Origin of the sequence: Burkholderia sp. Bp9090 (assembly GCF_003857985.1) — a bacterium.
GTDB lineage: Bacteria > Pseudomonadota > Gammaproteobacteria > Burkholderiales > Burkholderiaceae > Burkholderia.
In genome coordinates this window covers 13665-34660 of record NZ_QTPV01000002.1, presented here as the reverse complement: position 1 = coordinate 34660, position 20996 = coordinate 13665, and the positions used below count along the sequence as shown (strand labels likewise).

Below are 20996 nucleotides of genomic sequence, written 5' to 3'. Positions count from 1 at the left end.
CCGGGCCGAACCGGCGCCGTCGTTGTCCCGAACCTTTTCCGAATCGATCAAGGTTGACCATGTCACGAAATGTTGGAGTCATCGGCCTCGGCTCGATGGGCCTCGGCGTCGCCCGCTCGCTGCTGCGCGCGGGGTTCCGCGTGCACGCGTGCGATGTGCGCGACACCGTGCTGCAGGCATTCGCGGCCGAAGGCGGCGTGGCCTGCGCGAACCCGGCCGAACTCGGCGCGCAGTGCGACGTCGTCGTCACGCTCGTCGTCAATGCCGCGCAGACCGAAACGGTGCTGTTCGGCGAGCACGGCGCGGTCGCGGCGATGAAGCCGGGCGGCGTCGTGATCGCGAGCGCGACCGTCGCGCCCGACTTCGCGGTCGCGCTCGGCGCGCGCATCGAGGCCGCAGGCCTGCAGATGCTCGATGCGCCGGTGTCCGGCGGCGCCGCGCGCGCGGCGTCGGGCGAGATGACGATGATGACGTCGGGCCCCGCCGCCGCGTATGCAGCCTGCGACGACGTGCTCGCCGCGATCGCCGGCAAGGTCTATCGCCTCGGCGACGCGCACGGCATCGGCTCGAAGGTGAAGATCATCAACCAGCTGCTGGCCGGCGTGCATATCGCGGCGGCCGCCGAGGCGATGGCGCTGGGCCTGCGCGAAGGCGTCGATGCCGACGCGCTGTACGACGTGATCACGCACAGCGCCGGCAACTCGTGGATGTTCGAGAACCGCGTGCCGCACATCCTGAACGGCGACTACACGCCGCTGTCGGCCGTCGACATCTTCGTGAAGGATCTCGGCCTCGTGCTCGATACCGCGCGCCGCAGCAAGTTCCCGCTGCCGCTGTCGGCCACCGCGCACCAGATGTTCATGAGCGCATCGAGCGCCGGCCACGGCGGCGAGGACGATTCCGCCGTGATCAAGACTTTCCCCGGCATCACGCTGCCGCCCGCCCGCTGATTCGAACGACGTTCCCGCCATGACCGCTTCCGCTTCCCGCCCCCTGCTCGGCTGCATCGCCGACGATTTCACCGGCGCGACCGATCTCGCGAACATGCTCGTCAAGAGCGGCATGCGTACCGTGCAGACGATCGGCGTGCCCGCCGGCGGCACCGCAATCGATGCCGACGCGATCGTCGTCGCGCTGAAGTCGCGCACGATTCCCGCCGCCGACGCCGTCGCGCAATCGCTTGCCGCCTACGAATGGTTGCGCGCGCAAGGGTGCCGCCAGTTCTTCTTCAAGTACTGTTCGACGTTCGATTCGACCGACGCGGGCAACATCGGGCCGGTGGCCGACGCGCTGCTCGATGCGGCCGGCGGCGACTTCACGATTGCCTGCCCGGCGTTCCCGGAGAACGGCCGCACGATCTATCGCGGCCACCTGTTCGTCGGCGACGTGCTGCTGAACGAATCGGGAATGGAGAACCACCCGCTCACGCCGATGAAGGACGCGAACCTCGTGCGCGTGCTGCAGCGGCAGACGAAGTCGCAAGTCGGCCTGATCCGCTACGACACGATCGCGCTGGGTGCGGCCGCCGTGCGCGAGCGGATCGAGCAGCTGCGCGCGGAAGGCGCGCGCTTCGCGATCGCGGACGCGCTGTCGGATCACGACCTCTACGTGCTCGGCGAAGCGTGCGCGGGCCTACCGCTCGTCACCGGAGGCTCGGGCGTCGCGCTCGGCCTGCCCGCGAATTTCCGCCGCGTGGACCAACTGCCCGAGCGCGACAACGCAGCCTCGCTGCCGCAGATCGACGGATCGTCGGCGGTGCTCGCCGGCAGCGCGTCGAAGGCGACCAACGCACAGGTCGCCGCGTGGCGCGAAAGCCGGCCGAGCTTCCGGATCGATCCGCTCGCGGCCTCGCGCGGCGAACCCGTCGTCGACGCGGCACTCGCGTTCGCACGCTCGCACCTGCCGCAGCCCGTGCTGATCTACGCGACTGCGACGCCCGACGAAGTGAAGGCCGTCCAGCAGGCGCTCGGCGTCGAAGCGGCCGGCCATCTCGTCGAAAGCACGCTCGCGGCGATCGCCCGCGGCCTGCGCGACCTCGGCGTGCGCAAGTTCGTCGTGGCCGGCGGCGAGACGTCCGGCGCGGTCGTGCAGGCGCTCGACGTGAAATCGCTGCAGATCGGCGCGCAGATCGATCCGGGCGTGCCGGCGACGGCCACCGTCGACGCGCAGCCGCTCGGCCTCGCGCTGAAGTCCGGCAACTTCGGCACGGTGGACTTTTTCGACAAGGCGCTGCGCGCACTCGACGGAGCCGCATGATGAGTCAAGAAGCGACACTGCGCGAAGAGATCTGCGTCGTCGGCGCGAGCCTGTATGCGCGCGGCCACGCGGTCGGCAGCGCCGGCAACATCAGCGCGTGCCTGGACGACGGCTGGTTGATCACGCCGACCGACGCGTGCCTTGGCCGCCTCGACCCGAACGACATCGCGAAGGTCGGCCTCGACGGCCAGCCGGTATCGGGCGGCAGGCCGTCGAAGACGCTTGCGCTGCATCGCGGGATCTACGCGCGCAACGCGCAAGCGCACGGCATCGTCCATACGCATTCGACGCACCTCGTCGCGCTGACGCTCGCGGGCGTGTGGCGCGACACCGACGTGCTGCCGCCGCTCACGCCGTACTACGTGATGAAGGTCGGCCACATTCCGCTGATCCGCTATCGCCGCCCCGGCGACCCGGCCGTCGCGGCCGAAGTCGCGGCGCTCGCCGACCAGGTGCGCGGCGTGCTGCTCGACCGCCTCGGCCCGGTGATGTGGGGGCCGTCGGTGTCGCACGCATCGTATGCGCTCGAGGAACTCGAGGAAACCGCGCGGCTGTGGCTGATGACGGACCCGAAGCCCGAGCCGCTGTCCGACGCCGCGCTCGACGAACTGCGCCAGGCCTTCGGCGCGCGCTGGTAACGCAACGCGTCGCGTATACGAATCACGCAGGACTCCGTAGCGATTCCCATGCCCGCCGTGTGCGCGGGCCCTTCTGTCAGCACACACACACGATCCGGCGGCCTACGCGCCGCCGGCACACGACATATCTGGAGACGACGATGACTGCTCTCGACGCGGCCGCAAGCCGCTCGCCCGCCGCGCCCGCCCAATCGGCCGAGCTCGACCGCACCTACAGGAAAGTGTTCTGGCGCATCGTGCCGTTCCTGATGCTCTGCTACGTGGTCGCGTATCTCGACCGCGTGAACGTCGGCTTCGCGAAGCTGCAGATGTCGCAGGACCTCGCGTTCAGCGAAACCGTGTTCGGCCTCGGCGCCGGCATCTTCTTCCTCGGCTACTTCCTGTTCGAGCTGCCGAGCAACCTGCTGATGCACCGCATCGGCGCACGCATCTGGATCGCGCGGATCATGATCACGTGGGGCCTGCTGTCGGCGGTGTTCGCGTTCGTGAAGACGCCGACGCAGTTCTACGTGCTGCGCTTCCTGCTCGGTCTCGCGGAAGCCGGCTTCTATCCGGGCGTGATCCTCTACCTCACGTACTGGTTCCCGTCGCATCGGCGCGCGAAGATCATCGCGGTGTTCATGTCCGCGATTCCGGTGTCGGGCATCTTCGGCAACCCGCTGTCCGGCTGGATCATGGAGCGCTTCCACGGCGGCTCGGGCTTTCACGGCTGGCAATGGATGTTCGTGATCGAAGCCGTGCCGGCGCTGCTCGTCGGTATCGCGACGATCCTGTATCTCGACAACGGCATCCGCAGCGCGAAGTGGCTCGACGCGCGCGAGAAGCAGCTGCTCGAGGACGAAATCGCCGCGCAGCCGCAGGAACAGCAGCAGCACGGCCATTCGCTGAGGGCCGTGTTCGCCGACCCGCGCATGTGGTGGATGTCGCTGATCTACTTCGCGTTCGTCACCGGCCAGTACGGCCTCACGTTCTGGATGCCGACCCTCGTCAAGTCGACCGGCATCACCGATACGCTCCAGATCGGCCTGCTGTCGGCGATCCCGTTCGTCGTCGCGATCGTCGTGATGAACCTGTTCGGCCACAGCGCGGACAAGCGCCGCGAACGCCGCTGGCACCTGATCGTGCCGGCGCTGATGGGCGCGGTCGGGTTTGCGGTCGCCGCGTCGTACTCGCACAATACGGCGGTGTCGATCGTGTTCCTGTCGCTCGCGGCGGGCGGCGTACTGACCTGCGCACCGCTGTTCTGGTCGCTGCCGACCGCGTTCCTCGCCGGCTCCGCCGCGGCCGCCGGGATCGCGATCATCAACTCGGTCGGCAACCTCGCCGGGTTCGCGAGCCCGTACGTGATCGGCTACCTGAAGGACGTCACGCACAGCACGTCGTCCGGCATGTACGTGCTGGCCGGCATGCTCGTGATCGGCGCGATCGCCGTGTGGCTCACGCCCGCGAAACTCGTGAACCGCTGATCCCTCATTCGACGCGGGGCGCCGGGCGCCCCGCCCCATTCATTCACCGGACCGCTGCCATGCCCCGCTTCGCCGCCAACCTCTCGATGATGTACACCGAGCACGCGTTCCTCGAACGCTTCGCCGCTGCCTCGCACGACGGCTTCAAGGCCGTCGAGTACCTGTTCCCGTACGACTTCGCCGCCGAGGACATCCGCGCGCGCCTCGACGCGCACGACCTCGAGCAGGCGCTGTTCAACGCGCCGCCCGGCGACTGGGCCGCCGGCGAACGCGGGATCGCATCGCTGCCGGGCCGCGAGGACGAGTTCCGGCGCGGCATCGACCAGGCGCTCGATTACGCGCGCGTGCTCGGCAACAAGAAGCTGCACGTGATGGCCGGGATGGTCGCGCCGGGCGCCGATCGCGCGCGCCATCGCGACACCTACGTGGCGAACCTGCGGCATGCGGCGCAGGCGGCTGCCGCGCACGGCATCACGATCCTGATCGAGCCGATCAACCAGCGCGACATGCCCGGCTATTTCCTGAGCCGCCAGGACGATGCGCACGACATCCGCGCGGAAGTCGGCGCGCCGAACCTGAAGGTGCAGTTCGACTGCTATCACTGCCAGATCGTCGAGGGCGACCTCGCGATGAAGCTCAAGCGCGATTTCGCGGGCATCGGCCACATCCAGATCGCCGGCGTGCCCGAGCGTCACGAGCCGGACATCGGCGAACTCAATTACCCGTATCTGTTCGCGCTGATCGACGCGCTGGGCTACGACGGCTGGATCGGCTGCGAGTATCGCCCGAAGGCCGGCACGTCCGAGGGCCTCGGCTGGCTCAGGCCGTACCTGTAATTTCCGTATTCCTCAGAGGGCAAAGAACATGAAAGTACTGATCACCGGCGGCGCCGGCTTTCTCGGCCAGCGTCTCGCGCGCAAGCTGCTCGAACGCGGCGAGCTGACCGGCCCCGACGGCCGGAGCAGCAGGATCGACGAGCTGGTGCTGCTCGACGTCGTCGAGGGCAGCGATTTCGGCGACGCGCGCGTGACGTCGATCGTCGGCGACATCGCCGATCGCGCGGTGCTCGAAAGCGCGATCGACACGCAGACGGGCGCGATCTTCCACCTCGCGGCGATCGTCAGCGGGCAGGCCGAAGCCGATTTCGATCTCGGCATGCGGATCAACCTCGACGCGTCGCGCACGCTGCTCGAAGTGTGCCGCGCGCGCGGCCATCGTCCGCGCGTCGTGTTCACGAGCTCGGTGGCCGTCTACGGCGGCGTGCTGCCCGACGTCGTGCGGGACGATACCGCGCTGAATCCGCAATCGTCGTACGGCGCGGAAAAGGCGATCGCCGAGCTGCTGCTCTGCGACTACGCGCGCCGCGGCTTCGTCGACGGCCGCGTGCTGCGGCTGCCGACCATCAGCGTGCGGCCGGGCCGCCCGAACGCGGCTGCGTCGTCGTTCGCGAGCGGCATCATCCGCGAGCCGCTGAACGGCGAGGAAAGCGTGTGCCCGGTGCCGGGGTCGACGCGGCTGTGGCTGCTGTCGCCGCGCGGCGCGATCGACGCGCTCGTCGCCGGTTGCGAGCTCGACAGCGAGAAACTCGGCAACAAGCGCGTGATCAACCTGCCCGGCCTGTCGGTGTCGGTCGACGAGATGATCGCGGCGCTGCGCGAAGTCGCGGGCGACGAGGTCGTGAAGCTGATCCGCCATGCGCCGGACGAACGCGTCGAGAAGATCGTCGGCAGCTGGCCGGGCCGCTGGGACACGACGCGCGCGGAAGCGCTCGGGCTGAAAGGCGACACGTCGTTCGCGGACGTCATCCGCAGCCATCTCGCCGACGAACGGCGTTGACGGCCGCGCCGCCCGGCAGGCGAGCGACCGCCCCGGCGTCGCTGCCGCCTGCCCGGCAGGCCGGCAACGTCCGGCTGCATCAGCGCGGCCCGGCGGACTCCCCGACGTGTATCGATGCGCGCTTCGCGCCGGATGGCGAGCGCGCCGCGCCGGCCGCATGCTGCCACGCCAGCAATCCGGGCAGATAGAACAGCAGATCGCGCACTCGTCGCGCGCCGGCGAGCGCCAGACAGGTCGGCGCGTCGAACCCGAGCAGCCCGCCGATCAGCACGAACCCGCCCTCCTGCACGCCCAGCCCGCCCGGCATCAGGAACGCGATGCTGCTCAGCAGCTGGATCAGCGCTTCGATCGCGAGCGCCTGCGCGAACGTCGGATCGGCGCCGAGAAAACGCAGCGCGAGCCAGATTTCCAGCGCATAGCCGGCGAACTGCAGCGTCTGCCAGATCACCAGATAGCGGACGACGATACCCGTCTTGCGCCAGATCACGAGGATCGACTGATCGGTGCGTGCCGATTCGCCGACCAGCGCCACCACCTTGCCGCTCGTGACGCGGTTGACCACGCGCATCGCGCGCTCGAACGGCCGCGCGTGCTGAACCAGTGCGAACAGCAGCAGCACCGGCACCAGCGCCGCCATGCCGATGGCGAGGCGCGCGGCCACCTGCGCGGCATCGGACGATACGTGTTCGAGCACGTAGCCGATCGCGACCAGCGCGAACACGAGCTGGCTGATCAACGTCAGCTGCATGTCGGCGACGAGGCTCGCCACGGCGGTCGCCGGGCGTACGCCCGCCTGCCGCAGCAGGCCGAACGACACGATCTCGCCGCCGATTCGCGCGACCGGCAACAATCCGTTGATCGATTCGCGGATCCATACGAGCTCGAGCATCGTCGCGAACGACGGCCGGCGCGGGCCGCGGATCAGCATCCGCCAGTCCCACGCATTCGCAAGCATCGGCAGGATGTGGGCCAGCGCGGCGACCAGCAACCCGGCGCCGGCGATCCGCAGCCGGTGCAGGATCTCCAGCGGATGCTCGCGCCAGACCAGCCACACCGCGAGCACCAGCCCGGCCAGCGCCGCCGCGCGCCCCGCTTGCCGCAGGCGCGCGTCGCGACGCGCGGACCGCCGGTCCGCGCCTTCGAGGTCGGCATGTGTGTCGTGCGTCATGATTTCCCCGCGGGCGACAGCAAGCCCTCGCGGTCGACGCGAAAGCGCGTGCCGCGCCAGACGACGTGCGACGAGAAGAAGCTCGACACGAACACCACGAACTGCAGGAAATCGACGAACGGCAACCAGAGCGCGCCGCGCAGACCCGCGCCGGTGGCGCGGCTCGTCTTCAACATCAGCAACGCCCGCGCGACGAGCGCCGCGAACGCCAGCCCCCAGGCAGCGAGCGTGCCGCCGGAAAACAGCACGGCCAGCACCGCCAGCGGCAACGGGTGCATCAGCACCGACCCGGCGTGACCGAGCCGGTCCGCCGCGCGGATCGTGCAGCTCCAGCGCAATTCGTGCGCGTACAGCGTGGCGAACGTCTCTTCGACACAGGCGTGCCCGACGACCAACGGCGGGACGACGACCTGCGCGCCGATCTGCCGCACTGCTTCGCCGAGCGCGTGATCCTCGGCCAGGTGATGCGCGAAACGCGCGAGCCCGCCGATGCGTTCGAGCGTCGCGCGCGTGATCGCAATCGTCTGGCCAAAGCACGGACGGGCGCGCCCGATGAAAAGCCCCGTGATGACACCCGGCAGGAAATGGTAGTTCGTCATCGCGACGGCGACACCAGGCCAGAAGCCCGGCGACGCGATGCCGCGATACACGCTCGTCACGATGCCGACTTCCGGCTGCTGCAGCGCGCCGACGACGGCACGCAGATAATCGCGCTCGACCAGCACGTCGCTGTCGGCAAGACACAGCACTGAATGTTCCGCGTGTTCGAGCATGTTGACGAGATTCGCGATCTTGCGGTTCGGCCCGTACAGTCGCGCGTCGGCGACGACCTTGATGTTCGCGTCCGGATGGCGCCTGCGCAACGTTTCGACGGCCGCGAGCGCCGCGTCGCCCGCATCGTGCACGCCGAACAGATGCTGTACCGGCCCCGGATAATCCTGCACGAAGAAGCTTTCGAGATGCTGTACGAGATTCCATTCGTCGCCGTGCAGCGGCTTCGCGACGGTCACGCCCGGATAATCGCACGGCACCGCCCGCGCGCGGGAAAAGAACCGGCCGACCAGCACGCTGGCCGTGACCGTGTAGGCAATGCCGAGCAACACGCCCAGTCCGCAGGCGATCGACATCGCGCCGGCCAGCGCGTGCAGCAGATGCAACAAGATCATGCTTCTCCCCAGTGGTGGCCCAATGACCGCGACGCCCCGGCCGGCACGCGCGAACGCGCGCTCGCCCGGACACGCCGCCGTGTCGATTCCCGTTGAGCCGGATATCAAGGACGACCAACCGACGGTACGCGCAATCAGATGACACAACTACCGTGCGGCGATCGATTCCGGCCACGCGCACACAGCCGCGAACGTCCGCGCCCCTGAACGCCGCGTGAGCCACCTTACGGGCCGACAGGATCGCGGTCGCGATGACGGTCCGGATGCGGAATGTCATCGCCGTGAAAGACGCTTCGGGTACGCGCGGCGCAACCCAGCGGAACCGGCACGACACACCCGTGCGTGGTGGCGCTTGCAACCGACGATCCGGCGCACAAGCAGCCCGGCAGCGGGTCCGTGCTGTCGATCATCCGGCGCATCGCGCGATGGTTCGGCGGCCGCGTGCGGTTCGGGCCCGGCATCGGCGGATACGGCCCCGGCGTCGCGATCGTGTTGCCGTCGGCCGACGCCGCCCGGGTCGAGAGCGCGCATGCGTCACGGGGCGAATCCGATGCACAGCCGCACGCTTAACGTTTTGTTAAGGATTCGGCCGTAGAATCCTCCGGAAGATACGGTCCCCACCCGCTTGCCAGGAGCTTTCATGTCTACCTCCGCCCGATACGATGCAGTCGCACGCCTTCTCCACTGGCTGATCGTGGCGCTCGTCGTCGCGCAGTATGCAATCGGCTGGACGATGCCCGACGTGCATCGCGATACGCAACCGGTCGGCCTGATCGCCGCGCACCTGATCGTGGGCACCGCGCTGCTCGCCGCGATGGCTTGCCGCGTACTCTGGCGCGTGACGCATCGTCCGCCCGCCGACCAGCTGTCGCCCGCGATGCGCGCCGTGTCCGGCGCGACGCACTTCGGGCTCTATGCGCTGCTGATCGCGGTGCCGTTGCTCGGCTGGATCAATGCGTCGTCGCGTGCCTGGGCCGTGACGCTGCTCGGCATCGTGCCGCTGCCTGCGCTGTCGGCGGCCGGATCGGGATTCGGGCATGCGATGGGCGACGTGCACGGCATCCTCGCGTGGGTGCTGTTCGGCGGCATCTGCCTTCACGTCGCGGCCGCGGTCGCGCATCGTTTCATCCTGCGCGACCAGGTCATGCAGCGGATGATGCCCTGGTAATCCCGCCGCCGGCATCGTTGCGCGCCATCGCGGACAGCAGTCCGCCGATCGCGGATCGCATCTCGCCCGCATCGCCGCTCATCCCGCGATCCACCTGCGCGCCCAACGGAATCGGGCAACGAGACGGTCGCGGCGCCGCGCGAAGCGGCGCGCGATCGACGGCCTGGCCGTCCGTGCCGTTCGACCGGGCCGCGTGCCGCGAACGGCATGCGTATCGCCGCACCGCGAACACGACGGCCTGAAGACACACACGTACATGTCGGCTCCTAGTTGCCGGCCTGCGCCGGCATGACGGAGGCCGGCGCAGGCGCGGCGGCCGAAGCCGAAGCCGAAGCCGAAGCCGCCATCCTCGCGCGATCCTGCTCGGCGAGCTTCGCCTGCGCGGCCTGAATGTCCGCCGGATATTCGCCGTCATCCCCCTTCGACGGATCGTACCCGGCCGCTTCCAGACGAATCAGCTCCTCGCGAACCTGGGCACGCGTGAGCGGCGCATTCGATTGCGCGAATGCGGACTGACCGGAGATTGCGCCGATCATCATCAGTAGTGCGATATAAGTTTTCATCATCAACTCCTTCAATGTTGCGTGCCGATCAACCTTCGTGAATGTCGAACCCGCCGCGGCGGTCCGCTGCGTCAGCTTCCGAAATACGGCGTGCAAAAGCTCTCGGGGCCGACGCATGCGGCCGGGCGCGGACGGGTCGGTTGCGCCGCCGGCCTGCCCGCATCGGACGTCCCCGCCGGATCGCCGCCGACCGCGGTTTCGGCCTGATGCCGAGGAAGTTGCCCGGCCTGCTGCTGGAACAGCGGACTTACGTCCGGATACGACGTATCGGTCACGAAGCGCAGCCCGTTGGTTTCGGCGTCGATCAGTTGCTGCCTGACCTGCGCGCGCGTCAGTGCCTGTGCCGACGCAGGCGTCGCGACACTCGCGACGGACATCGCCGCCACCGTGGCGGCCACCAGCCAATGCGTATTCATGCTCCACTCCTTCGGAAGTCAACGAAACGAGGTGCTACACCCGTATGACGACGCGGGGCGTACGTTTATTCCCGGAATGCCGGAGCGCTCGCACCAGACCTTCACCGATCTGTCATTCTTTCGTCAGCCGGCGTAACCTGACGTAACGCAGGCCCCACCGCGCGTGGGGCAGACTGACGACACCTTGTGGATCGCCCCTCGATCATGTCCGTCGCTTACGACTATGCAGCCGGCCTGCTTCGCACGCTGTACGATCGCCATCTCGACGGCGGCGCCGTGCTCGATACGGCCGCGTTTCCCGACGCCGAGCGATTCGTTCGTGCGTGGCCGGCCATTCGCGCGGAAGCGCTGGCCGTCGCGCGCGACCTGCCGCGCATCCCGCGCTTCCACGAGATCATGCGCGAGCAGCACGACATCTCGGCCAACGATGCGCGCGACTGGCGGATGTTCATCATGCAGGCTTACGGCCAGCCGTTCCCGCGCAACCTGTCGCGCTGCCCGACCGTCGAATCGATCGTCGCGGCGTCGCCGGACGTGCTGTCCGCGTCGCTGTCGTTCCTCGCGCCCGGCAAACACATCCCGCCGCATCGCGGGCCGTTCCGCGGCATCCTGCGCGGATATCTGGTGCTGTCGATGCCGAAGCGCGCGGATGGCACGCCGGCCGCCGTGCTGAAGGTCGATGGCCGCGACTACCGGCTCGACGAAGGCTGCTTCCTGCTGTGGGACGACACCTTCGTGCACGAAGTGTGGAACGACAGTGACGAAGTGCGGATCGTGCTGCTGCTCGATATCCGCCGGCGCGGCATGCCGCGCTTGCTGATGTGGCTGTCGAATGCGGTGATCGGCGTCGTGCGGCTCGGGATCAGGGTGCGGGGGCGGTCGATTCCGGTCTAGCAACCCGCCCGGCGCACGCGCCTTGCGGTCGATCCTCGCGCGCAAGCCGCGTCAGCACCTCCGTGAGCGCTTGAATCGCGGGTTGAGCGGCGCGCTGCACCGGGTACACGAGGTAGTAGCCCAGACCGTTGCGCACCACCTCCGGAAACGGCGCGACCAGCGCGCCGGCTTCCAGCCGATCCGCCGCCATGCGCGGATCGCCGATCGCGACGCCGTGCCCGTCCGACGCGGCCGTCAATGTCAGCTCGAGCGTATCGAACACGAGCCCGGTGCCCGGGTCGACCTGCGTTGCGCCGACGGCGTCCAGCCAGCATCGCCATTCGTCGCGATTGCTGGCGGGATGCAGCAGTGTCGCGTGCGCGAGATCGGCGATCGACTTCAGCACCGCGCCCGCCTCGCGCGTACACATCGGCGTGAGGCACTCGTCGAACAGCGGCACGGCCACCATGCCCGCCCAGCTTCCGCTGCCGCGCACGACGATCGCATCGAAACCGGCGTCGGTGAAATCCGGCGTGTCGTCCGCCGACGTGTGAATGCGCAACTCCGTGCGCGGCAACGCATGATTGAGCGCCGACAGCCGCGGCAACAGCCAGCGAATCGCGAACGTGGAGGGCAAGCGCAATGTGAGGGTCGACGCGGCATGCGCATGCGCGCGCGCGTGTTGCGCCAGTTGCGAGAGTACGTCGACGGCCACCGTCAGCAGCGCGCCGCCTTCCGCGGTCAACGTCAATCCCGACGCATGACGGACGAACAACGCGCACCGGTAATGCGCTTCCAGTTGCTGCACCTGACGGCTCACCGCACCCTGGGTCCGGCACAGATGCTCGGCCGCACGGTTGAAGCTGCCGAGTTCGGCGGCGGCGACGAACGCCTGGAATGCCGTCAGCGGCGGCAGCGCACGGGTGAGATCCGCGAGCGGATATGCGCGGGCGGCATACCCGGGTTGCGGATTATTCGTTTGTTCGGTCATCGCTGCATCGCTATCGTGGTTGAACCGGTTCGCGACGGCTGTCGTGGCTGGCTCGTCAACAATCAGCGGAGAAATACCATGGTCTCGTCGTCCGACGCACTATACACGCGGCAGGTCGATACCTACCTCAAAGCGCTCGAGAGCGGCAACGTCGTCGCGATCTGCGCATTGTTCACGCCGGATGCGCAGATATTTTCGCCGTTCCTCGGCTGGATGTCGCCACTGCCCTTCTTCGAAAAAGTCGCGGCGGCCTCCGGACAAAGCCGGATCACGCCGATCGACATTTGCGTCAGCGCCACGGGCGCACGTCGGGCCACCGGCTATTTCGTCTACGACTGGGGACTGAAGGACGGCACCGCGGTGCAATTCGAGTGTGTCGACGTCTTCGAATTCGACGACGACGCGCGCATCGAGCGCATGATCATCGTCTACGACACCTATCCGATCCGCAGTACGGTCGGCGACAAGTACGCATAGCGCATCGACGGGGATCAGGCACCACGGCCGTTGCGCGGCGCAGCAACGTCGCCGCGCCGCCGGCCGTACGGCAATGTCGCTGCCGGCCCGATCGATCGCCTACACTACAGACCGTCCCCCCGCACGGCTCCTGCCAGCCACCGCCATGGCACACCTCTTCTTCGCGGCGTCGATCCAGCGCCATATCGACACGCCCGAGCGCGACATCGACGCACGGACGCTCGGCGAAGCGCTCGAAACCGTCTTCGGTGAACAGCCGCGGCTGCGCGGCTATATCGTCGACGACCAGGGCGCGCTGCGAAAGCACCTGTCGGTGTTCATCGACGGCCAGCCGGTACGCGACCGGCAACATCTGTCCGATCCGCTCGGCAACGGCAGCCGCGTGTACGTCGTGCAGGCGCTGTCCGGCGGATAAAGGGACGCATCGCCATCCAAACGAGCGCGCGGCCGCGCCCACAGGAGACATCCGACATGAACGATCGACTGCTCGTCGCGACCCGCAAGGGCCTGTTCGTGCTGCACGCCGACGGCAACGGCGGCTGGGCGCTCGGCGAGCCGCACTTCGTCGGCGAACCGGTCAGCATGGCACTGGCCGACCCGCGCGACGGCACGCTGTACGCGGCGCTCAATCTCGGCCATTTCGGGGTCAAGCTGCACCGCAGGCGTGCCGGTGCCGCCGCATGGGAAGAATGTGCGGTCCCCGTCTATCCGCCGCAGCCCGCCGATGAACCGCGCGCCGACGTCAGCGCCCATGCCGGCACCGGCGACACGCACGACGAAGCGCCCACCCCGCCCCGCCCGCCGTGGACGCTTCAGCAGATCTGGTCGCTCGAAACCGGCGGCGCGGACGAACCGGGCGTATTGTGGGCCGGCACGATACCGGGCGGCCTCTTCCGCTCCGATGACGGCGGCGATTCGTGGGCGCTCAACCGCCCGCTGTGGGATCGCCCGGAGCGCCCCGAGTGGTTCGGCGGCGGCTACGATGCGCCGGGCATCCATTCGGTGATGGTCGATCCGCGCGACAGCCGGCACGTGACGATCGGCATCTCGTGCGGCGGCGTCTGGCAGACCTTCGACGGCGGCGCGACCTGGCGGGTCAGCGCCGACGGCATGGAGGCCGACTACATGCCGCCCGAGCGGCGCGGCGAACCCAACGTGCAGGACCCGCATCGCGTCGTCCAGTGCGCGGCCAACCCCGATGTGCTGTGGACCCAGCATCACTGCGCGATCTTCCGCTCGACCGACGGTGCCGCGCACTGGCAGCGGATCGAAGCGCAGCCATCGAGCTTCGGCTTCGCGGTCGCCGTGCATCCGCACGACCCCGACACCGCGTGGTTCGTCCCCGCCGTGAAGGATGCGTGCCGGATTCCGGTGAACGGCCGCTTCGTCGTCACGCGCACGCGCGACGGCGGCCGCAGCTTCGAGAGCCTGTCGAACGGGTTGCCGCCTGCGCCGGCCTACGATCTCGTCTATCGGCACGGGCTCGCGGTGGACGACTCCGGCACGCGTCTCGCGATGGCGTCGACGACGGGCGGGTTATGGACCTCCGCGGACGGCGGCGAAAACTGGCGGCAGGTCTCCGCGCATTTGCCACCGGTGTATTGCGTGCGCTTCGGATAACGAACGACTCACACGCAGCGCGCGCCCGTTGCGTTACGTCGGCGGCGCGATCCGCGCGACCGTGTCGCGCGTCTGCACGATTTCCGCTTCAAGCCAGTCGAGAAACCGCCGGACCCGCGGCTCGCGCTCTCGCCCGGGCCGGCACAGCGCGACGAAACGCGCGCCGGCGAGCCGCACCGATGCATCGATCGGCGTCAGCGCGTCGCGTTCGACGTGCTCGGCGGCCAGCACCGAACTGAGCAGCCCGACACCCTGCCCATGCAGCACGGCCTGCAGCGCGTAATGCTCGTCGTCGTAATGGCGGAACACCGCGCGCTCGAGCCATGCTTCGCGACCAGCCGCACGGCACCACGATGCCCAGTCGACCGACACGGGAAGCGGCGTATCCCAGGTGGTCTCGATCAGCTCGATACGCTCGTTCGCGCGCCCGACGTCGAGGCCGCGCGCCGCATACGCGCCGAAATACTCGTCGATCAGCGCGATCTCGTGCAGCGCGGGAAACGTGCGCGACGTCGCGCGGATCGCGAGATCGACCCGCGCGTCGCGTTCGAGATCGACGAGCGCGTTGCCGGTTTCCACCTTGATGTGCAACTGCGGATCGACGCGCCGGAACCGGCCGAGCCGCGGAATCAGCCACATCGCGGCGAACGCGGGCGTGGTGGTCAGCACCAGCGTGCGCGTATCGGCCGCCGCGGGCCGCAGCGCATCGAGCCCGCGGCTCATGCCGAGCAGCGCGTCGTGACACGCGCGAAACAGTTGCCCGCCCTCGTCCGTCAACCGCACGCCGCTCGCGCCACGCTCGAACAGCAGCACGCCGAGCCGGCTTTCGAGCGACTTGATCTGATGCGACACGGCCGCCGGCGTCACGGAAAGTTCGTCGGCGGCCGCCTTGAACGTGCCGAGCCGCGCGCACGACTCGAATACACGCAATGCAGTCAGGGGAATTTTCGAGAACACGAGGCCTCGCGGGCCGGATCCGGCCAGGTTGAATTCGATTCAATCCGCGTGAGATTAGGTGAATTGAGGCGCGCGCGCAACGCGGGTAGCCTTCCGGGACGTCGCGGCACGGCGGCCGCGGCACGCAGTAGCGGCCAACCCACCGCCCAACCATCGACGCACCAGCAACCGTCGAACCGGAGAACCAACGTGCAAGGCCTACCGCGCAGGATCACGCAGGCGGTGCTCTACGAAGCGATCGCCATTTCCTGCATCTCGCCCGCGATCGCGGCGCTCTTCAAGCAGGGTCTGGTCTATTCGGGCGCGCTGTCCGCGACGATGTCGGCGATCGCGCTGCTGTGGAACATGATCTTCAACGCGCTGTTCGAGCGCTGGGAAGCGTCGCGCCGGCAGCCCGCGCGCACGCTCGCGCGACGGATCCTGCATGCGACCGGCTTCGAGGGCGGGCTCATCTTCATCCTCGTGCCGGTCGTATCGTGGTGGCTCGACATCTCGTGGTTCGACGCGTTCGTCGTCGACATCGGGCTGTTCGCGTTCTTCTTCTGCTACGCGTTCGTGTTCCAGTGGGCGTTCGATCGCGTGTTCGATGTGCCGGCGGCGACGAAGGAATCGTGACGAGGTGTTCGCGGGCCGGCTTCGCGCCGATCGACGCGCAGCCCGAAAGCAACGCGGCCCGCCCGCACGATACGGGAGGGCCGCGTTTCATCACGCCGGCGCGCCGCCTTCGGCGAGCGCGCCGGTCACGTCGACGCTCAATGCACGCCGAGATACGCCTTCACCGCCGGCAGGCCCGGCTTGCCGTCGAGCGTCGTCACGCCGGCCAGCCACTTGTCGAGCGCCTGCGGATTCGCCTTCAGCCACTCGGCGGCGGCCTTGTTCGGGTCTTCCTTGTTCATGATCGGCAACATCACGTGGTTCTCGATCGACGTCGTGAACTGCAGGTTCGACACGAACTTCGCGACGTTCGGGCAACGCTGCGCGTAGTCCGGCGGCGTGGCCGTCAGCACCTTCGCCTCGCCGTAGTTCGGGCCGAACACGTCGTCGCCGCCGCTCAGGTAGTCGATCTTCATCTGCACGTTCATCGGATGCGGTTCCCAGCCGAGGAACACGATCCACTGCTTGTCGCGGATCGCGCGGTTCACCTCGACCAGCATCCCGGCCTCGCTCGACTCGACCATCTTGAACTTGCCGAGGCCGAACTGGTTGCCGTCGATCATCTTCTTGATCAGCAGGTTGCCGTCGTTGCCCGGTTCGATCCCGTAGATCTTGCCGTTGAGCTTGTCGGCGTACTTCTGGATGTCGGCGAACGACTTCAGGCCGCCCTGGTACACGTAGTCGGGCACCGCGAGCGTGTATTTCGCGCCGGTCAGGTTGGGCGTGGCGAGCACCTTGATCGTGCCGGCCTTCGTGAACGGCTGGATGATCGGGTCCATCGTCGGCGACCAGTAGCCGAGGAACACGTCGATCTGCTTGCTCTTGATGCCCGCGAACGTGATCGGCACCGACGCGATCGTCTTGGTCGGCGCGTAGCCGAGCCCCTGCAGCATCGTCGCTGCAAGACCGGTGGTGGCAGCGATGTCGGTCCAGCCGACGTCCGCGAAGCGCACGTTCTTGCATACGGGCGGGTCGGCCGCATAAACCGCCGACATCGGCGCGGCCATCCCGATCCCGCATACCGCTGCGATCAATTGGCGCTTCATCTGTCTTCTCCTCAAAGTGACGTCGTTTTTCATGGGGGCGGGATCGATGGTTGAAGCCGCGCGCCGCGATCCCGGCGGCGTCGCGGACCGAATGGTTCGCGCGGGTTGCGTCAGCGCCCCGGCAACCGTCGCTCGTAGCTCGGCGCGTGACCGAACTGCGCGCGATACGCCTTGCTGAAGTGACACGGCGAATGGAATCCGCACGTCGTCGTCACGCGCGCGATCGACGCATCCGTAGTGCGCAGCAGGTCGCGCGCGCGTTTCAGCCGAAGCGTGAGGTAATAGTGAGTGGGCGACACGTTCAGGTACACCTTGAACATCCGCTGCAGGTGACGCTGCGACAGCCGCACGAGCCGCGCGAGTTCCTCGAGCGACAGCGGCTCCTCGATGTTCGCTTCCATCAGCCGCACCACTTCGATCAGTTCCGCGCGCGAGAAGCCGACGCGCGCATCGACGGGGATCGGCTGCGTATCGGTCGAGCTGCGGATGCGTTCGAGGATGAACTGCTCGGACACCTGCGCGGCGAGCTGCTGGCCGAAACGCATGCCGACGAGATTCAGCATCAGGTCGAGCGGCGCGGTGCCGCCGGTGCAGGTGAGCCGGTCGCGATCGACGACGAACAGCTCGTCGGCGAACCCCACCTGCGGAAACTCCGCATGCAGCGCGGACAGGTTCTCCCAGTGCACGGTGCAGCGATAGCCGTCGAGCAGGCCGCCCGACATCAGCGCATACGCGCCGGTGCAGATGCCGCCCAGCGGCAGCCCGCGTTCGGCGAGCGCCGCGAGCGTGTCGCGCGCGCCGTCGTCGACCACCTCGCGGATGTGAATCCCGCCGCACACGATCATCACGTCGGGCAGGTTCGTGTAGTCGAGCGCCTGGGTCGGCCGCACCGCGATGCCGTTGCTGGCCCGCACGGGGGCACCGTCGAGCGAATAGATCGACCACTGGTAGTGATCGGCACGCCCGACGTAGTTCGCCATCCGAAGCACTTCGACCGCGCTCGAGAACGCGATCATCGAGAAGTGCGGCAGCGTCAGGAAGCCGAAATGGGCAAGGGACGAAACCGGTGAAACGCGAGCGGCGGGCACGGCGGCAGCGGCGGCGGACGTCACATCGAGCTCCTGGCGAACGGTTGAGCAGGTTGCACGCAGCCAGCCCCGTGGCAAACGCCACGGAAGCCGGTATCGAATCGGAAGAGGCGGCCGGAAGTCGAACCGGCCGCCGGTTGCTTACGCTTGCGCGGGCGCGGCCTTCGCGCGGAACAGCTGCTTCAGGCCCGAGAACAGCGGTGCTTTCGCGGTGCCCGGCGCGCGGCCGAAGCTCTCGGTGATGCGGTCGAGAATGATCGCGAGCAGCACGACCGACAGACCGCTTTCGAAGCCGAGGCCGATGTCGAGGCGCTGGATACTTGCGAGCACATCGTTGCCGAGGCCACCCGCGCCGACCATCGACGCGATGATCACCATCGACAGCGCCATCATGATGGTCTGGTTCACGCCCTGCATGATCGACGGCAGCGCGTTCGGGAACTGCACCTTGTACAGCAGCTGCCACGGCGTGCAGCCGAATGCCTGGCCGGCTTCGACGATCTCGCGGTTCACGTGACGGATGCCGAGGCTCGTCAGGCGCACGGCCGGCGGCATCGCGAAGATCACCGTCGACAGGATCCCCGGCACGCGGCCGAGACCGAACAGCATCGCGGCAGGAATCAGGTAGACGAACGCGGGCATCGTCTGCATCAGGTCGAGGATCGGACGCACGATCGCGGCGACCCACTTGCTCTTCGCGGCCCAGATGCCGAGCGGAATGCCGAGCACGAGGCTGATGATCGTCGACGACAGCGTGAGGCCGAGCGTGATGACCGTCTGATCCCAGAAGCCCGTCGCGAAGATCAGCAGCAGCGACGCGGTGGTGAACAGCGCGAAGCGCCAGCCCACGCGCCACAAGCCGACGCCGATGAAGATCGCCATCATCAGCCACATCGGGATCGCCTGCAGGCTGTGCTCGACGAAGGCGGCGAGACCCTCGATCGCGCGGCCGATCGCATCGAACGTCGCCGCGTCATGATCGAGCAGGTAGTGAACGGACTGGTCGACCCAGGTACCGAGCGGAATCATTTCAGACATGGGAGCCTCGCGAACGCGTGATGGCCTTCAGGATAAGAGCGCGGTCGACCGAGCCGCAGTAGCAGCCGTCGTCGTCGACGACGGGCAGTGCATTCGGGCTCGCGACGACGCGCGCGACGACATGTTCGAGCGACGCATCGCGCCGGATGCTTTCGATCGGCCGCACCGACGGCGTGTCCTGACCGATCGCCTCGCGCGTGACGAAGCCGCGGATCTTGCGTGCGGCGTCGAGCACGAACGCATATTCGGCACTGCCGTTCAGCGTCGCCGCGACGTTCGCGGCGTCGCACTTCGACATGGTCGGCACGGCGCCCGTCTGCATCAGGTCGCCCGCGGTCAGATAGCGGCTCGTGTCGATGCCGTCGAAGAACGCGCGCACGTAGTCGTCGGCCGGGTTCGCGATGATGTCCTGCGGCGTGCCGACCTGCACGAGCCGGCCGCCTTCCATGATCGCGATGCGGTTGCCGATGCGCAGCGCCTCTTCCAGATCGTGCGACACGAACATGATCGTGCGGCGCTGTTCCTTCTGCAGTTGCAGCAGCACGTCCTGCATTTCGCGGCGCTTGAGCGGATCGAGCGCGGAGAACGCCTCGTCCATGATCATCAGCGACGGGTTCACGGCCAGCGCGCGGGCCAGGCCGACGCGCTGCTGCATGCCGCCCGACAGCTCGGACGGCAGCTTGTGCGCGAACGGTGCGAGGCCGACCTGCTCGAGCACCTCCATCGCACGGCGTTCGCGTTCCTTCTTGCCGACGCCCGCGACCTCGAGGCCGAACGCGGCATTCGACACCACGGTGCGATGCGGCATCAGCGCGAACGACTGGAACACCATGCTCATGTCCTTGCGGCGCAGCGCGGTCAGCGCCGAGCGGCGTGCCGACGCGACGTCGAGCCCGTCGATCAGCACCTTGCCGGCGCTCGGATCGACCAGCCGGTTCACGAGGCGGATCAGCGTGGATTTGCCGGAGCCGGACAGGCCCATCAGCACGAATATTTCGCCTTCCTGCACGTCGAACGAAACGTTGTGCACACCGACGACCTGACCGGTACGCTTGAGCACATCGTCTTTCGTTGCGCCGGCGGCGAGCATGTCGAGCGCCTGCTGCGGGTTGCTTCCAAATACCTTGCACAGACCTTCGACTACGACCTTGGGGGCATCCATCGAAACCTTCTCCTCGTGTAGCGGGGACTCACGCGTGTGACTCAACGTGCCTACATAGTTGCCAGAAAAAACCCCGACCTGCCGACGAATTACGACAAACGCTTGCGCAAATACGACACACCCCGCAGGCCCGCCCGGCGGGGCGCGGCGCTCGGCGGCCCCCGATTGCGGCAACGCAATACGCGCACAGCCAGCAACGGCGGGCATCGCGGGCGTGACTTGTGCGCAGCAGCGCGACGCGCGAGCGGCGGCGTTTTGCGACAACCCGCAAAAACCGCGCGTCGCTTTGCGACAATTCCACGTCCGATCGGACCGTTCGCCTGCCCGGCGCCGGGAAAAAGAATGGTCGTACGAAAACAGGCGCCGCGAACGCGCGGCAGCCATGCTTCGCGGCCCGCCCGCAACCCAGAAAA

Annotated in this window: 22 protein-coding genes and 1 pseudogene; 13 read left to right on the top strand and 10 right to left on the bottom strand. The window is 68.0% G+C overall.

Features of this window, described 5'->3' with window-relative positions:
• The first annotated feature begins 59 nt into the window (after positions 1 to 59).
• The 6 genes from ltnD to denD all read left to right on the top strand — a co-directional run bounded on the left by ltnD (position 60) and on the right by denD (position 6196).
• Complete coding sequence (gene ltnD, locus DIE16_RS01815) at positions 60 to 950, top strand: L-threonate dehydrogenase (protein WP_124891654.1); 891 nt, start codon at positions 60 to 62, stop codon at positions 948 to 950.
• A 19-nt stretch (positions 951 to 969) separates the two neighbouring features.
• Positions 970 to 2256, top strand: a complete 1287-nt coding sequence (gene otnK / locus DIE16_RS01810) for a 3-oxo-tetronate kinase (protein ID WP_124891653.1) — start codon at positions 970 to 972, stop codon at positions 2254 to 2256.
• On the top strand, positions 2256 to 2894 hold the full coding sequence (locus tag DIE16_RS01805) for an aldolase (RefSeq protein WP_124891789.1): 639 nt from the start codon (positions 2256 to 2258) through the stop codon (positions 2892 to 2894). Before otnK ends, DIE16_RS01805 begins: the two co-directional genes overlap by 1 nt.
• A 140-nt stretch (positions 2895 to 3034) precedes the next feature.
• The gene (locus DIE16_RS01800; RefSeq protein WP_124891652.1) at positions 3035 to 4360 is read left to right on the top strand and encodes an MFS transporter; all 1326 of its coding nucleotides are present in this window, start codon (positions 3035 to 3037) and stop codon (positions 4358 to 4360) included.
• 59 nt (positions 4361 to 4419) lie between these two features.
• On the top strand, positions 4420 to 5196 hold the full coding sequence (gene otnI / locus DIE16_RS01795) for a 2-oxo-tetronate isomerase (RefSeq protein WP_124521414.1): 777 nt from the start codon (positions 4420 to 4422) through the stop codon (positions 5194 to 5196).
• Positions 5197 to 5224: 28 nt separating this feature from the next.
• Positions 5225 to 6196: a D-erythronate dehydrogenase gene (gene denD / locus DIE16_RS01790; RefSeq protein WP_124521412.1), complete on the top strand. Its 972-nt coding sequence runs from the start codon at positions 5225 to 5227 to the stop codon at positions 6194 to 6196.
• A gap of 79 nt (positions 6197 to 6275) precedes the next feature.
• On the opposite strand, the gene DIE16_RS01785 is transcribed toward denD, so the two are convergent.
• Both DIE16_RS01785 and hpnI read right to left on the bottom strand, forming a co-directional pair.
• On the bottom strand, positions 6276 to 7364 hold the full coding sequence (locus tag DIE16_RS01785; RefSeq protein WP_124891651.1) for a lysylphosphatidylglycerol synthase domain-containing protein: 1089 nt from the start codon (positions 7362 to 7364) through the stop codon (positions 6276 to 6278).
• Positions 7361 to 8530 carry a bacteriohopanetetrol glucosamine biosynthesis glycosyltransferase HpnI gene (hpnI, locus tag DIE16_RS01780; RefSeq protein ID WP_124485101.1) on the bottom strand — a complete coding sequence of 390 codons (1170 nt, stop codon included), beginning with the start codon at positions 8528 to 8530 and terminating at the stop codon, positions 7361 to 7363. Before hpnI ends, DIE16_RS01785 begins: the two co-directional genes overlap by 4 nt.
• 342 nt (positions 8531 to 8872) lie before the next feature.
• On the opposite strand from hpnI, the gene DIE16_RS01775 reads away from it, so the two are divergent.
• Both DIE16_RS01775 and DIE16_RS01770 read left to right on the top strand, forming a co-directional pair.
• Positions 8873 to 9100, top strand: coding sequence for a hypothetical protein (locus tag DIE16_RS01775; RefSeq protein WP_124891650.1), 228 nt, complete (start codon positions 8873 to 8875; stop codon positions 9098 to 9100).
• A gap of 70 nt (positions 9101 to 9170) precedes the next feature.
• Positions 9171 to 9698 carry a cytochrome b gene (locus DIE16_RS01770; RefSeq protein WP_124521404.1) on the top strand — a complete coding sequence of 176 codons (528 nt, stop codon included), beginning with the start codon at positions 9171 to 9173 and terminating at the stop codon, positions 9696 to 9698.
• 266 nt (positions 9699 to 9964) lie between these two features.
• Here the strand turns inward: DIE16_RS01770 and DIE16_RS01765 are convergent, their stop codons facing one another.
• Together DIE16_RS01765 and DIE16_RS01760 are read right to left on the bottom strand one after the other, a co-directional pair.
• Complete coding sequence (locus DIE16_RS01765) at positions 9965 to 10261, bottom strand: DUF4148 domain-containing protein (RefSeq protein ID WP_124666932.1); 297 nt, start codon at positions 10259 to 10261, stop codon at positions 9965 to 9967.
• Between the two features lie 71 nt (positions 10262 to 10332).
• Positions 10333 to 10677 carry a DUF4148 domain-containing protein gene (locus tag DIE16_RS01760; RefSeq protein WP_044844429.1) on the bottom strand — a complete coding sequence of 115 codons (345 nt, stop codon included), beginning with the start codon at positions 10675 to 10677 and terminating at the stop codon, positions 10333 to 10335.
• A 204-nt stretch (positions 10678 to 10881) separates the two neighbouring features.
• On the opposite strand from DIE16_RS01760, the gene DIE16_RS01755 reads away from it, so the two are divergent.
• Positions 10882 to 11571, top strand: a complete 690-nt coding sequence (locus DIE16_RS01755; protein WP_044844430.1) for an aspartyl/asparaginyl beta-hydroxylase domain-containing protein — start codon at positions 10882 to 10884, stop codon at positions 11569 to 11571.
• Here the strand turns inward: DIE16_RS01755 and DIE16_RS01750 are convergent.
• On the bottom strand, positions 11540 to 12541 hold the full coding sequence (locus DIE16_RS01750; protein WP_124891649.1) for a LysR substrate-binding domain-containing protein: 1002 nt from the start codon (positions 12539 to 12541) through the stop codon (positions 11540 to 11542). The two genes, DIE16_RS01755 and DIE16_RS01750, sit on opposite strands and share 32 nt — an antisense overlap.
• A gap of 78 nt (positions 12542 to 12619) precedes the next feature.
• Here DIE16_RS01750 and DIE16_RS01745 point away from each other — a divergent pair, with 78 nt between their 5' ends.
• The 3 genes from DIE16_RS01745 to DIE16_RS01735 all read left to right on the top strand — a co-directional run bounded on the left by DIE16_RS01745 (position 12620) and on the right by DIE16_RS01735 (position 14638).
• Complete coding sequence (locus DIE16_RS01745; RefSeq protein ID WP_124485391.1) at positions 12620 to 13018, top strand: nuclear transport factor 2 family protein; 399 nt, start codon at positions 12620 to 12622, stop codon at positions 13016 to 13018.
• Between the two features lie 145 nt (positions 13019 to 13163).
• Positions 13164 to 13433 carry a MoaD/ThiS family protein gene (locus DIE16_RS01740; protein WP_044844433.1) on the top strand — a complete coding sequence of 90 codons (270 nt, stop codon included), beginning with the start codon at positions 13164 to 13166 and terminating at the stop codon, positions 13431 to 13433.
• 56 nt (positions 13434 to 13489) lie between these two features.
• The gene (locus tag DIE16_RS01735; protein ID WP_124891648.1) at positions 13490 to 14638 is read left to right on the top strand and encodes an exo-alpha-sialidase; all 1149 of its coding nucleotides are present in this window, start codon (positions 13490 to 13492) and stop codon (positions 14636 to 14638) included.
• 33 nt (positions 14639 to 14671) lie between these two features.
• Here DIE16_RS01735 and DIE16_RS01730 read toward each other — a convergent pair whose 3' ends face one another.
• Complete coding sequence (locus tag DIE16_RS01730; protein ID WP_124891647.1) at positions 14672 to 15595, bottom strand: LysR substrate-binding domain-containing protein; 924 nt, start codon at positions 15593 to 15595, stop codon at positions 14672 to 14674.
• Positions 15596 to 15784: 189 nt separating this feature from the next.
• Here DIE16_RS01730 and DIE16_RS01725 point away from each other — a divergent pair, with 189 nt between their 5' ends.
• Positions 15785 to 16210, top strand: a complete 426-nt coding sequence (locus tag DIE16_RS01725) for a PACE efflux transporter (protein ID WP_124485095.1) — start codon at positions 15785 to 15787, stop codon at positions 16208 to 16210.
• 137 nt (positions 16211 to 16347) lie between these two features.
• Here DIE16_RS01725 and DIE16_RS01720 read toward each other — a convergent pair whose 3' ends face one another.
• The 4 genes and pseudogenes from DIE16_RS01720 to DIE16_RS01705 form a co-directional block, all read right to left on the bottom strand.
• Complete coding sequence (locus tag DIE16_RS01720) at positions 16348 to 17295, bottom strand: choline ABC transporter substrate-binding protein (protein ID WP_124521396.1); 948 nt, start codon at positions 17293 to 17295, stop codon at positions 16348 to 16350.
• A 110-nt stretch (positions 17296 to 17405) separates the two neighbouring features.
• On the bottom strand, positions 17406 to 18407 hold the full coding sequence (locus DIE16_RS01715; protein ID WP_044844438.1) for a GlxA family transcriptional regulator: 1002 nt from the start codon (positions 18405 to 18407) through the stop codon (positions 17406 to 17408).
• A gap of 117 nt (positions 18408 to 18524) precedes the next feature.
• On the bottom strand, positions 18525 to 19421 hold the full coding sequence (gene choW, locus DIE16_RS01710; RefSeq protein ID WP_044844439.1) for a choline ABC transporter permease subunit: 897 nt from the start codon (positions 19419 to 19421) through the stop codon (positions 18525 to 18527).
• Positions 19414 to 20825: pseudogene (locus DIE16_RS01705) on the bottom strand (glycine betaine/L-proline ABC transporter ATP-binding protein); the annotation flags it as partial. The pseudogene DIE16_RS01705 and the gene choW, both read right to left, overlap by 8 nt.
• Positions 20826 to 20996: the final 171 nt, after the last annotated feature.

Coding starts and splice junctions, on each gene's coding strand:
- ltnD (WP_124891654.1), top strand. CDS start 60: ATGTCACGAAATGTTGGAGTCATCGGCCTCGGCTCGATGGGCCTCGGC.
- otnK (WP_124891653.1), top strand. CDS start 970: ATGACCGCTTCCGCTTCCCGCCCCCTGCTCGGCTGCATCGCCGACGAT.
- DIE16_RS01805 (WP_124891789.1), top strand. CDS start 2,256: ATGAGTCAAGAAGCGACACTGCGCGAAGAGATCTGCGTCGTCGGCGCG.
- DIE16_RS01800 (WP_124891652.1), top strand. CDS start 3,035: ATGACTGCTCTCGACGCGGCCGCAAGCCGCTCGCCCGCCGCGCCCGCC.
- otnI (WP_124521414.1), top strand. CDS start 4,420: ATGCCCCGCTTCGCCGCCAACCTCTCGATGATGTACACCGAGCACGCG.
- denD (WP_124521412.1), top strand. CDS start 5,225: ATGAAAGTACTGATCACCGGCGGCGCCGGCTTTCTCGGCCAGCGTCTC.
- DIE16_RS01785 (WP_124891651.1), bottom strand. CDS start 7,364: ATGACGCACGACACACATGCCGACCTCGAAGGCGCGGACCGGCGGTCC.
- hpnI (WP_124485101.1), bottom strand. CDS start 8,530: ATGATCTTGTTGCATCTGCTGCACGCGCTGGCCGGCGCGATGTCGATC.
- DIE16_RS01770 (WP_124521404.1), top strand. CDS start 9,171: ATGTCTACCTCCGCCCGATACGATGCAGTCGCACGCCTTCTCCACTGG.
- DIE16_RS01765 (WP_124666932.1), bottom strand. CDS start 10,261: ATGAAAACTTATATCGCACTACTGATGATGATCGGCGCAATCTCCGGT.
- DIE16_RS01760 (WP_044844429.1), bottom strand. CDS start 10,677: ATGAATACGCATTGGCTGGTGGCCGCCACGGTGGCGGCGATGTCCGTC.
- DIE16_RS01755 (WP_044844430.1), top strand. CDS start 10,882: ATGTCCGTCGCTTACGACTATGCAGCCGGCCTGCTTCGCACGCTGTAC.
- DIE16_RS01750 (WP_124891649.1), bottom strand. CDS start 12,541: ATGACCGAACAAACGAATAATCCGCAACCCGGGTATGCCGCCCGCGCA.
- DIE16_RS01745 (WP_124485391.1), top strand. CDS start 12,620: ATGGTCTCGTCGTCCGACGCACTATACACGCGGCAGGTCGATACCTAC.
- DIE16_RS01740 (WP_044844433.1), top strand. CDS start 13,164: ATGGCACACCTCTTCTTCGCGGCGTCGATCCAGCGCCATATCGACACG.
- DIE16_RS01735 (WP_124891648.1), top strand. CDS start 13,490: ATGAACGATCGACTGCTCGTCGCGACCCGCAAGGGCCTGTTCGTGCTG.
- DIE16_RS01720 (WP_124521396.1), bottom strand. CDS start 17,295: ATGAAGCGCCAATTGATCGCAGCGGTATGCGGGATCGGGATGGCCGCG.
- choW (WP_044844439.1), bottom strand. CDS start 19,421: ATGTCTGAAATGATTCCGCTCGGTACCTGGGTCGACCAGTCCGTTCAC.